The organism is Streptomyces sp. NPDC054863, from assembly GCF_053610825.1.
In genome coordinates this window covers 20,805-31,708 of sequence record NZ_JBSGZD010000066.1, presented here as the reverse complement: position 1 = coordinate 31,708, position 10,904 = coordinate 20,805, and the positions used below count along the sequence as shown (strand labels likewise).

Genomic DNA, 10,904 nt, shown 5'->3' with positions numbered 1-10,904 from the left:
GACTTCCCGGGCGGGCCGCACCGGGACCCGGGGCGGGCTGCTAGCTCTCCGCCGGGCCGGGGACGAGGCCGTCGGCCGTCAATCCGGTGAGCACTGCCCGACCCAGGGCCTGTACGGCGGACTGGGGGCGGACCATCACGGTGAACTCCTTGATCCGGCCCGACTCGTCGAAGTGGAGCAGGTCGATGCCGTGGATCTCCTTGCCGTCCACGGTGGCCCGGAAGAGCAGGATCTCCGACGGGGCTTCCTCACCGTCGGCGCTGGTCTCGGAAGCGCCGTCGAAGTGCCCGACGTAGCGGAAGTCCTCGAAGGTGCGCAGCAGGACGCCGAAGAGTCCCAGAACCATGGGCCTGCCCTCGAAGGGCGTGAACTTCACCGGACTGTAGAGACGGATGTCCTCGGTGAACAGGTCCTCCAGTGCGGCGGGTTCACCCTTCTCCACTGCGGCGCGGAAACGCTCGGCAGCCTCCATGGCCCCTCCTCGTACTCTCACTCGTACTCATGTGTAGTCAAGAATGCGACTAGTCAGATTCTTGAGTATGGTGCCGGTTGCGACGAGGAAAGGGAAGGGGGCTGCTCGATGGCCTTGCGACATGCCGTGCTGGCGGCGCTGCTGGACGGCGAGTACAGCGGGTACCAACTGGCGAAGGCGTTCGACGTCGGCGTGGCGAACTTCTGGCACGCCCTGCCCCAGCAGCTGTACGCCGAGCTGACCAAGCTGGAGAAGGACGGGCTGGTCGCGGGCCGGCAGGTGATTCAGGAGACCCGGCCCAACAAGCGGCTGTTCCAGGTCACCGACGCGGGCCGGGCCGAGCTTGAGCGGTTCGCCGAGGCCGTGTCGAAGCCCTCGTTCATCCGCGACGACCTGCTCGTCAAGGTCCAGGTCGCCGACCGCATCGGCACCGCCCCGGTGATCGAGCAGCTGCGGGAACGGGCGTCCGCGGCCGAGGGAAAGATCGAGCTTCTCGGCACGCTGCTGCGGCAGTTGCGCGGCGATGCGGACGAGGAGGAGTTCCTGCGCCACGGCGAGCGGATCGGCCCGTATCTGACCTGCCTGCGCGGCCTGGCCTTCGAGCGGGAGCACCGGGACTGGTGCCTGCGGATCGCAGCCGTACTCAAGGAGAGGCAGTCGACCAGTGCCGAGCGGTGAACACCTGCGCAAGGGCGAACATCCGCACACAGGCGCATATATGCGGTACGTCGCCCTGGGTGACAGCCAGACCGAGGGGCTCGGCGACGGAGACGACGCCGCCGGCCTGCGGGGCTTCGCGGACCGGCTCGCCGAGCGGCTCGCGGTCGTCAGCCCCGGGCTTCAGTACGCCAATCTGGCCGTCCGGGGGCTGGGTGCCGGTCAGGTGCGCAGCGCACAGCTGGGGCCCGCCCTGGCCCTGCGCCCCGACCTGGCCACCGTGGTCGCCGGGGTGAACGATCTGCTCCGGCCCCGGTTCGACGCCGCGGAGGTGGCCGGGCACCTGGAGGAGATGTTCGCCGCGCTCACGGCCACCGGGGCCCATGTGGTGACCGTGACGTTTCCCGACGTGGGGAAGATCGTGCCCCTCGCCCGGCCCGTCAGGTCCCGGGTGTTCGACCTCAATGCCCGCATCCGCGCCGCAGCCGGCCGGCACGGGGTGACGGTCGCCGAGACCGGCCGGCAATCGGTCACCGCCGACCCCCGGATGTGGAGCCCGGACCGGCTCCACGCCAGCTCCCTCGGCCACGAGCGGATCGCCGCGGCCATCGCCCAGGCCATCCGGCTGCCCGGCAGCGACGACGCCTGGACGCTCCCGCTGCCGCCGCAGCAGGTCCCCGCGGGACTGCGGGCCGCGGCGGCCGAACTGCGCTGGGCCGCCACCTTCCTCGGCCCCTGGCTCGGCCGCCGGCTGCGCGGCCGGTCCTCGGGCGACGGCCGCACCGCCAAGCGGCCCGTGCTGCTGCCTCTGGGCGCCGCACCGGTGGGCACCGCACCGGGCGACCCCGCCTTCGAGGCAGGCGGCGTCGTCGAGGCAGGTTCCGTCTCCGAGCCAGGTGGCGTCGTCGAGGCAGGCGGAACGGACCTCAGCCCTTGACCGCTTCCGCGATCTGCCGGGCGGCCTCGGCGGGTGTGAGGTGCGTGGTGTCGACGACCTCGGCCTCGGCGTGGAGCCAGGTACGGGCCGCCTCCGCATAGGGGTCGAGGTGGTCGAGGCGGAAATCCGAGATGCCGAGGACGGTGTCCCCCTCGATGCGCCCGCGGAGGGTCTCCCGGTCGGCGTGGAGGACGAAGTGCCGTACGGGGACGCCGTGTTCGGCAAGTCCCGCGCTGATCTCACGCCAGTACTGCTCGACCAGTACCGTCATCGGCATCACGAGGGTGCCGCCGGTGTAGTCGAGCACGCGACGGGCGGTCTCGACGACGAGCGGACGCCACGGCGGCCAGTGCTGGAAGTTGCCCGTCCAGGGCAGCCGGGGCGTGATGTCCATGAGCATCTCGCCGACCTTCTCGGCGTCGAACACCCGTGAATCGGGGAGGAGTTGCTGCACGAGCGCACTGGTGGTCGTCTTGCCCGCGCCGTGGGTTCCGTTGAGCCATACGATCATGGGACCCGATCCTAGGGCGACCGGCGCGAGCCCTGACGCGCGTTCTCCGGCGGCTTCGGTATTCGCAGGGGTAGTCACGGGCGCATACTCGGGACATGGCCGACACCACCGTGAAGATCGACACCGAGACCCGTGACCGGTTCGCCACGATCGCCGCCGCCCGCGGGCAGAGCGTGCGCGCCTATCTCGCCGAGCTCGCCGTGCAGGAGGAGAACCAGCTCGCACTGGGCCGCGCCACCGCCGCCTTCCGCGAAGCCGTCTCCCGGCCCGGCATCGCCGAGGCCTTCGACCGCGACTTCGGCGGCCTCCCGGCAGCCGCGCGCCGTCCGCACCGGGCGGCATGACCTTGGAACTGCACATCGACGTCCGCTGGCTCCTCGACCGGCAGGAAGAACTCCTCGGCAAGGAACTGGCCGTCCTCGACTACTCGGCCCTCGTCGCCGCGGTCGCCCGGCACCGGGTCAACACCCCGCAGCCGGCGGTGGGTTCGCCGGACGCGTACTGGCGGGCCGCCGCACTGCTGGAGCAGATCGTGCTGCTGAGACCGCTGCCGGTCCGCAACGAGTACTTCGGGTACGCAGTGGCGATCGCCTACCTCCGCGCCTCCGGCGAGGACCCGGGCACCGAGTACGAGCCGTGGCGCGATCTCATCCAGGACATCCAGGCACTGCGGGTGAACGTCTTCGACGTCGCCGACCGGCTGCGCTCGCTCGGGAAGGCGTAGGACCCGCAGGATCCTTTTCGGTTCCGGCGGGGAGAGGCTGCCGCGAATATTCGCCGTGCTGCAATTTCCGCCAAGGATGGCGGAAAACGGCGGATCGCTCCTACCCCTCCCCACCGGATGAACCGGTGGTCAGGTATTCCTTCTTCAGGAATCGATACGCCCCATTTTGGAACGCAGATTCCGGGATATCCCAACCCGAGACAGAACACTTCCACGCCGTGTACGCGCTGGCCGGAGCGGACTGCCACGCACGATGATGCCGTACCCCTGCTGGTATTTCTTCGTACAGTTTCTCGGCATAATTTCCGTATGAATTTGTAGACTGACGGGAGTTCACATGCTGACGCGCGGGGAGAAAACCGCATGACCCACAAGACGGCCCTCCAGGCACTGCTCAAAGGACGCCGGGAACGCATAGACCCCGAATCCCACGGATTTGTCCGAACTCCCAACCGGCAGGGCAGACGCGCCCGCGGCCTGTCCCAGTCGCAGGTCGACCGGATCCTGAACCGGGCCTCCGGCGTCTACCACCGCCTGGAGACGGGGACCTACACCAATCCCCCGCACGACCTCCTCGCCGACGTCGCCAAACTCTTCCGCCTCAACGAGCAGGAGTGGGTGTCGCTGTGCCGTTTCGCTCGGGCGTCCGATCCGCCCGGGCCGCTCTACCCCCGTTCGGGGAAGGAGGTCCCCGGTGCGTGGCAGGACGCCGTCGACGGGATGTCCCACATGGCGTACGTCACCGACTGCTCGTGGGAACTCGTCGCCCACAACGCCCCGTTCGCCGGTCTCTTCCCGCACGGGAAGCCACCGGCGAACACACTGCGGTGGATGCTTCTGGACCACAGCGCCCGCGACGTCCTCGCCGACTGGGAGACCGCCTGGGCACCCTTCGTGCTCCCCCAGCTCCGCACCGCGCTCGCCGCCCGCCCGAAGGACGAGGTGCTGCGGGCCATCGAGGCCGAGGTCCTCGCCGACCCGGACACCGGCCCGCTGTACGAACAGGGCGTCGCCTACATCCACCCCGACGGTGACGAACGCCCCCTGAACCACCCGGAATTGGGGCTCGGCTGGGTCACGATGTGTGCGGCCCAGCCGATGTCAGCGCCCGGTGCCCGCATCATCGTGCTGGTCTACCGTCCGGGCGCGGAACAGGCCGGCCGCATCCCGACGCTCCGCGCCGTCTGATCCACTCCCGTGGAGCCGTGCCCCTCCCGAGCCCGGCACCGCTCCCGGCAGATCCTCTGCCGCGCAGGGGAAAACCGAGTGACTGTCGCGTAGGTTGTGGCCACTCCAGCGCACCACCCGCCCCTTTCGCCAGTGGGAGAAGCCATGACCGGCGCCTTCGTCAGCCGTCCCTCCGTGGTACTGGCCGGCCACCAGATCACCACCGAGCAGCTCCTGGGGGACCTCCGGCGCCGGTACGCCGACCACCCCCGGCTCGGGGCGTTCCTGCGGGTGGTGGCGAACTGCGGGGTCTCCACCCGCTATCTGACCCGTCCCCTGGACCACCCCAGCCTCAGCCACGAGGCCTCCGTCCAGCAGCGGACGACCACCGCCTTCGGCGACGCGCTCGCCATGGCGGAGCAAGCCGCCCGTCAGGTCCTGGACTCCCACGGCCTGACGCCCGGCGACGTGGACGCCGTCATCACCAGCCACACCACGAGTTGGGGCGTCCCCAACATGGACGTCCGCCTCACCAACGCGCTCGGTCTGCGCCCCGACGTCCGCCACCTCGCGATGACCACCCTGGCCTGCGCGGGCGGCGCCCAGTCCCTGATCCGGGCCGCCGACATGGTGGCCGCCCGTCCCGGCAGCACCGTCCTGGTCGTCGTCACCGAGGCGATATCCAGCGTCTGCACCAACCCCCACGACACCAGCATCGAAGCGATCATCTACCGGGCCCTGTTCGGGGATTCCGCGGGCGCGGTCCTCCTCACCAGCAGCCCTCTCGGGCCAGGCCTGCGCATCGGCGACACCTGGGAGTACACCCTCCCCGAGAGCACCGACCGCTACTTCGGCCGCCTCGACAGGACCGGCCTGCACTTCGACTCCACGAAGGCGGCGATGCGCGCCGCCGCGGACGTGCTCCCCCCTCTCCTGGCCTGGCTGGGCCCCCAGGACCTACCCACCTGGGCCGTCATCCATCCCGGCAGTCCGCGCATCATCACCGACGTCGCCGACGGCCTCGGCCTCGGTCCCGAGCACACCCACCACTCGCACACGTCACTCGCCGAGAACGGCAACCTGGGCGGGATCGCAGTCCTGGACGTACTGCGCCGCACCCACACCAAGCCCCCGGCGGACGGCGCGACCGGCGTACTGACGGCGTTCGGCCCCGGCTTCAGCGCCGCGGCACTGCGGGGCACCTGGCAGAGCTAGGACGGCCCGCTCGCCGCCCTACGGCAGCCGTCCGACCAAAGCGTTGCGGAGCGTGGTGTGCCGGGTGGACATGAAGCGGTGCAGGTTGCGGGAGCCGAAGGCGATGCGTTGGGCGCTGCGGCGGCGTTCGGAGTCGTACGTGCGCAGGGCGATGCCCAGGCCGGTCGGGCCGTGGGCGGTGACGGCCCTGGTCAGGGAGTCCGCGTCGAGGATCGCCGTGCAGGCACCCTGGCCCAGGTTGGGGGTCATGGCGTGCGCCGCGTCACCGACCAGGGCGGTGTGCGTACGGGAGGAAGGACCGGCGGGGGCGACGAAGGACGGGAGCGCCGGGTACAGGTGGCGCATCTCGTAGCGCGTCCAGGTGGCCGGGTCGGTCTCGGCGAGGATGCGCGGGATCGGGTCGTGCCAGCCTTCGAAGTACGCGCGCAGTTCGTCGGCGGTCGTGGCACCGGGCACGGTGGCGTACCAGTTGGTGCGGCCGGGCTCGACGGGGGTCATGCCGAAGAAGCGGCCCTTGCCCCAGGTTTCGCCGTGGACGCCGCTCTCGAAGTCGGCGATGCCGATCCAGGCGACGGTCCCGATGTTCCGCGGGGCGCTGCGCGGGCCGAACGCCGCGGTGCGGACGGCACTGCGGATTCCGTCGGCGCCGATCACCAGGTCGTTCCCGGCGGCCAGTGAGTCCACGTCACCCACATTCTCGCCGAGCTTGAGGGGTACGTCGCCGAAGGTCTCCAGTGCGGCGACGAGCGCGTCGATCAAGTAGGGGCGGGAGATGAGGAGTTCGGGGCGGCCGGCCTTCCGCTCGATGCGTTCCAGGGGGAGGCTCGCCATCACCCGTCCCTCCGGCGTGCGGATCCGGGCGGCCCGGTAGGGGACCGCGCGCGTGCGCAACACCTCGCCCACGCCGAGGCGTTCGAGCGCCGACTGCGCGGTGGGGTGGATGCCGAAGGCGGTGCCGTACCGCTCCAGTGCGTCGCGGCGCTCCAGCACGGACACCGTCCACCCGGCGCGGCGCAGGCCGATCGCCGTCGCGAGCCCCCCGACTCCTGCCCCTACGACTACCGCTGTTCCCGCCATGTCGCCCTCCCGGATCGGTCCAGCGCCACCACACGCGGTGCGGCGCAGCGGCAGCACTTCACCGCCGCCACAAGGACACTACACCTGTAGTATCACGGCCGTGACGGCGTCATCAAGAGACCGGGAGCGCGGGTCGGCCCGTCGTCCAGGAGCGGAGCTTCTCGGGGTTCCGCACTCCCCAGCAGTGCTTGATCCGGTCGCCCACGACCTCGAACGCCACCACCGCCGTCACGGCCCCCTCGTGCTGAACCACCAGTCCGGGCCGCCCGTTGACCGTGCGCTCCAGAAGCGTCAGACCGGGCACCAGGTCCATGAAATCGGCCAGGTAACGCGCGATCTGCTCACTGCCGAAGAGCGGAGGCGCGGCGCTGACCAGGCCTCCGCCATCGGCGATTCCCGTGGCGTCCGGGTCGAGGAGGCCGATCAGGCCGTCGATGTCCTTGGCCTCCCACGCCTTCTTGAAGTCCTTCACGATCTCCGCGTGTCGGGGCGCCGGGGTCCGGGTCGGCGTGCGCGCGTCGCGGATGCGGCGGCGGGCCGAAGAGGCCAGTCGGCGGCATGCCGCCGGGGTCCGGCCGACGATGCCGGCCACCTCGGCGAAGGGGTAGCGGAACACGTCGTGCAGCACGAACGCGACGCGCTCGGCCGGAGTCATCGCTTCCAGCACCACGAGGAACGCCATGCTGACCGACTCGTCGAGGGTCACGCGGTCGGCCGGGTCGACCGGCCCGCCGCCCGACCGTCCACCGAGCCACTCCGTACTGTCGGGCAGCGGCTCCGGGATCCACTCGCCCACATAGCGCTCGCGCCGGGCCCGCGCCGAGCCGAGCAGGTCGAGGCAGATGCGGCCGGCCACCGTGGTCAGCCAGCCGCCCGGGGATTCGATGGCCTCCTGCTGCTCGCGTGACATGGCGTACCAGCGGGCGTACGTCTCCTGGACGACGTCCTCGGCGTCGACCAGGGAGCCGAGCAGCCGGTAACCGAGATTGATCAGTTGACGGCGCTCGCTCATGATCGCGTCCAGGCTGCCCTGCACGGTGTCGCTGCCCCGTCCGGCGCTGCTGCCCTGTCCGGCACCCCTGCCCTGTCCGGCGCCACTGCTCCGCCTGGTGTCGCCGTTCCGCCTGGTGTCGCCGTTCCGCATGGTGTCGCTGCTCCTTCGGCCGCATCCGATCCGTCGTCATCAGTACGACGGAACAGGCCCCCGGAATGTGAGGTGAAGCGCCCGCCTCACATTTCGCGGGGCTGCGTCGTCGTAGTGCTGGAACGAACACGGCGGGACGGGAACCCGTTCCGTCCACCCGGGCAGCCGCCCCGTACCCGAAGGAGATCCACCACCATGCAGAGCACTGTGCAAGCCCGTCTCGACCTCCTCTCCAACGAGCTCGCACTCAAGTCCCTGAAGCACCTCGTCTCGGCGGGCAGGCCGATAGCGGACTCGTCGCTGTCGCCCACGACCCGGGAGCTGGTACTGCTCCGCGTCAGCCAGATCAACGGCTGCGGTTACTGCGTCGACATGCACACCAAGGACGCCACCGCCGCCGGGGAGACCCCGATCCGCCTCCACCTGGTCGCGGCCTGGCGGGAGGCCACGGTGTACACCGACGCCGAGCGGGCCGCCCTGGAGCTGGCCGAGGAGGGTACCCGCATCGCGGATGCCGCCGGTGGGGTCAGCGACGAGGTGTGGGCGAACGCGGCCAAGCACTACGACGAGGACCAGCTCGCCGCCCTGATCACGCTCATCGCCCTCATCAACGCCCTCAACCGGCTGAACGTCATCGCCCAGCGGCCCGCGGGCGACTACCGGCCCGGCCAACACGGCTGACGGCGTCGCCCTGCTGCCGTCGACGGACGGCGGACGGCGGACGGCGGACGGCGGACGGGGAGTACGGCCCGCACGGCCGACGGTGTTCCACCCGACGCGCCCCGGTCCCAGGGTGCGCACCGGTTGCACGGTGCGCACCGGTTCCACGGGGCGCATCGCAGGATTAGGGTCGGCGGCATGGTCAACCTCGATTTCCCCGGCGGCGAGAAGTTCCCCGGCGGCGCCGAGCTGTTCCGGCTCGGCGCCCGGGTGGCGCACCTCAACCACGGTTCCTTCGGGGCCGTTCCCGTGCCCGTCGCCGACGCCCAGCGGCGGCTGGCGGAGGAGGCCGCCGTCGATCCGGACTCCTTCTTCCTCGGCATACCCGACCGGGTCGCCCGGGCCAGGACCCGTATCGCGACCGCTCTGGGCACCGACCCCGAGGGCGCCGCGCTCGTCGCCAACGCCACCGAGGGCGCGAACCTCGCCCTCGACGCGCTGCGCCTGGCGCCCGACGACGAGGTCCTGGTGACCGACCACGGCTACGGCACGGTCGTCGCAGCCGCCGCCCGCCGGGCCGTCGTCACCGTCGCCCTCGACCCGGCACTGCCCGACGAGGAGGCGGTGCGCAAGGCGGTCCTCGCCGGTCTCACGCCGCGCACCCGGGTCGCCCTGCTCGACCAGATCAGCTCCCCCACCGCCCGTTTCATCGCGACCCCGGCCCTCCTCGCCGACCTCAGGGAGCGGGGCGTGGTCACCGTCGTCGACGGCGCGCACGCGCCCGGTGCACTGGCCGAACCCCTGGCAGGGGAGCCCGACTTCTGGTTCGGGAACCTGCACAAGTGGGCGTACGCACCGCCGGGCAGCGCCCTTCTCACCGTCGCCCCCGCCCATCGGGACCGGGTGCCCGCGCCCGTCCCCTCCTGGGAGGACGACCGCGGATTCCCGCGCTCGGTCGAGTACCGGGCGACCGTCGACTACACGGGCTGGCTCGCCGCCCCCGACGGCCTCGACCTGCTCGCGCACCTCGGCCCCGCGCGCGTACGCGACCACAACAGCGCCCTGGCCGACCATGGGGCCGCACTCCTCGCGCGCCTCCCCGGCGTCACCCCGCTGCCGTCCGACCAGCGGCTCCCGATGCGCTCCCTGCGCCTGCCGCCGGCCTTCGCCCGCACGCAGGCGGAGGCCGGCGCCCTGCGTGAGGAGATCGCGGCCCGGCTCGGCTTCCGGGTGCTGATCTGGCACTGGCCGGGCGGGGGCGGCATCCGGGTCAGCGGACAGATCTACAACGTGCCCCAGGAGTACGAGCGCCTGGCGGCGGCGCTGGGTCCACTGCTGGACGGGCGCTGAGCAACGGGCCGACGGTCGAGTCCGCTGGATCAGCGCGCTGTTCCAGCGGGCTTGACGTGCGCCAGGAGGAATTCGGTCGCCCGCGCGACGGCCTCGGCCGACGTCCGGTCCACGGCCGCGGACTCTTCCTCCTGCCCGTCCGCGCCGGTGGCGACGTACCACCAGGCGTCGGCATCCGGGTCGTGGTGAATGACCGCTTCGCCGCCCGCGTAGCTGAGCGGGACCGACTCGCCCGCGGACCTCCTGACCACCGCGTGCGGCCACTTGAGCCGGGCGGACTGACGCTTCAACCCGCCCCAGGATGCGCCGAGTTGGCCGTAGCTGGCGCCGCTTCGGCCGGCCGCGGTGGCGGCGCTCTCCGCCAGCCGCTCGACGGACTGCTTGGCTTCGTACAGCGCCCGCAGCATCGCCAGCTGCACATCGGGCGAGGCCATGAGCGCGGCGTCGAAGTGCTTGCCCGCGGCGCGGTAGGCCCGCGCGCGCGTCGAGATCCCTTCGGCCAGGGCCCGGACCGCGTCGAGGACCTTGTCGTCCATGGCGAACGAGTCGTCCCCGGTGGGCTCGCTCCAGGCGGGCTCCACCAGGGTCGTCACGGCGGACCAGAAGGCGTCGTCGTTCTTGTCGGGAGTCGGGATCGCTGCACTGTTGTCCATGCGACAAGCCTACCTGTCGACAGACGTACGTGACAAGTGAAACTGTCACTACTCATCAGCGACAGATGCACTTGTCGTCACTCGCTTCGTGGCGCCGCAGCCGTCGACTCCCGTACGACCAGGCGGGGGCGGATCAGCAGCGAGCGGCCCGCCGCCGGGGTGGATTCGATGCTGGAGCGGAGCTGCTGGAAGGTTTCCGCCGCCATCTCGGGGAGCGGCTGGCGGACCGTGGTCAGCGGGGGCTCGAAGAGGTCGGCGAGGAGGATGTCGTCGAAGCCGACGACGGAGATGTCGCGGCCCGCGGTCAGGCCCGCGTCCTTGGCGCCCCGGCAGATGC

General features: G+C 71.3%; 14 protein-coding genes. 8 read left to right on the top strand and 6 right to left on the bottom strand.

Annotated features, from left to right (window positions below):
* Positions 1-40 precede the first annotated feature (40 nt).
* Positions 41-472 carry a nuclear transport factor 2 family protein gene (locus ACWGIG_RS15240; protein WP_453322050.1) on the bottom strand — a complete coding sequence of 144 codons (432 nt, stop codon included), beginning with the start codon at positions 470-472 and terminating at the stop codon, positions 41-43.
* 108 nt (positions 473-580) lie between these two features.
* Here ACWGIG_RS15240 and ACWGIG_RS15235 point away from each other — a divergent pair, with 108 nt between their 5' ends.
* Complete coding sequence (locus ACWGIG_RS15235) at positions 581-1,150, top strand: PadR family transcriptional regulator (protein ID WP_453322049.1); 570 nt, start codon at positions 581-583, stop codon at positions 1,148-1,150.
* 40 nt (positions 1,151-1,190) lie between these two features.
* Positions 1,191-2,066 (top strand): SGNH/GDSL hydrolase family protein, encoded by an 876-nt coding sequence (locus tag ACWGIG_RS15230; protein WP_453322048.1) that lies wholly within the window; start codon positions 1,191-1,193, stop codon positions 2,064-2,066.
* On the opposite strand, the gene ACWGIG_RS15225 is transcribed toward ACWGIG_RS15230, so the two are convergent.
* The gene (locus ACWGIG_RS15225) at positions 2,056-2,577 is read right to left on the bottom strand and encodes an AAA family ATPase (RefSeq protein ID WP_453322047.1); all 522 of its coding nucleotides are present in this window, start codon (positions 2,575-2,577) and stop codon (positions 2,056-2,058) included. The two genes, ACWGIG_RS15230 and ACWGIG_RS15225, sit on opposite strands and share 11 nt — an antisense overlap.
* Positions 2,578-2,672: 95 nt before the next feature.
* Between ACWGIG_RS15225 and ACWGIG_RS15220 the strand changes: the two genes are divergently transcribed.
* The 4 genes from ACWGIG_RS15220 to ACWGIG_RS15205 all read left to right on the top strand — a co-directional run bounded on the left by ACWGIG_RS15220 (position 2,673) and on the right by ACWGIG_RS15205 (position 5,683).
* Complete coding sequence (locus ACWGIG_RS15220) at positions 2,673-2,921, top strand: antitoxin MazE7 (RefSeq protein WP_453322046.1); 249 nt, start codon at positions 2,673-2,675, stop codon at positions 2,919-2,921.
* A gap of 2 nt (positions 2,922-2,923) precedes the next feature.
* Complete coding sequence (locus ACWGIG_RS15215; protein ID WP_453322053.1) at positions 2,924-3,301, top strand: toxin Doc; 378 nt, start codon at positions 2,924-2,926, stop codon at positions 3,299-3,301.
* Positions 3,302-3,664: 363 nt separating this feature from the next.
* Entirely contained in the window at positions 3,665-4,489 is an 825-nt protein-coding gene (locus tag ACWGIG_RS15210; RefSeq protein ID WP_453322045.1) for a helix-turn-helix transcriptional regulator, read from the top strand.
* Between the two features lie 144 nt (positions 4,490-4,633).
* Positions 4,634-5,683, top strand: a complete 1,050-nt coding sequence (locus ACWGIG_RS15205) for a PhlD (RefSeq protein ID WP_453322044.1) — start codon at positions 4,634-4,636, stop codon at positions 5,681-5,683.
* 18 nt (positions 5,684-5,701) lie between these two features.
* On the opposite strand, the gene ACWGIG_RS15200 is transcribed toward ACWGIG_RS15205, so the two are convergent.
* Positions 5,702-6,760, bottom strand: a complete 1,059-nt coding sequence (locus ACWGIG_RS15200; RefSeq protein WP_453322043.1) for an FAD-dependent oxidoreductase — start codon at positions 6,758-6,760, stop codon at positions 5,702-5,704.
* Between the two features lie 112 nt (positions 6,761-6,872).
* Positions 6,873-7,772: an RNA polymerase sigma factor SigJ gene (gene sigJ, locus ACWGIG_RS15195; RefSeq protein WP_453322052.1), complete on the bottom strand. Its 900-nt coding sequence runs from the start codon at positions 7,770-7,772 to the stop codon at positions 6,873-6,875.
* Between the two features lie 339 nt (positions 7,773-8,111).
* Between sigJ and ACWGIG_RS15190 the strand changes: the two genes are divergently transcribed.
* Positions 8,112-8,585, top strand: a complete 474-nt coding sequence (locus tag ACWGIG_RS15190) for a carboxymuconolactone decarboxylase family protein (protein WP_453322051.1) — start codon at positions 8,112-8,114, stop codon at positions 8,583-8,585.
* Positions 8,586-8,762: 177 nt separating this feature from the next.
* The gene (locus ACWGIG_RS15185) at positions 8,763-9,914 is read left to right on the top strand and encodes an aminotransferase class V-fold PLP-dependent enzyme (protein ID WP_453322042.1); all 1,152 of its coding nucleotides are present in this window, start codon (positions 8,763-8,765) and stop codon (positions 9,912-9,914) included.
* Between the two features lie 29 nt (positions 9,915-9,943).
* On the opposite strand, the gene ACWGIG_RS15180 is transcribed toward ACWGIG_RS15185, so the two are convergent.
* Together ACWGIG_RS15180 and ACWGIG_RS15175 are read right to left on the bottom strand one after the other, a co-directional pair.
* Positions 9,944-10,567 carry a hypothetical protein gene (locus tag ACWGIG_RS15180; protein WP_453322041.1) on the bottom strand — a complete coding sequence of 208 codons (624 nt, stop codon included), beginning with the start codon at positions 10,565-10,567 and terminating at the stop codon, positions 9,944-9,946.
* 77 nt (positions 10,568-10,644) lie between these two features.
* Positions 10,645-10,904 (bottom strand): substrate-binding domain-containing protein (locus ACWGIG_RS15175; RefSeq protein ID WP_453322040.1); only part of this gene is annotated, 260 nt, incomplete at its 5' end.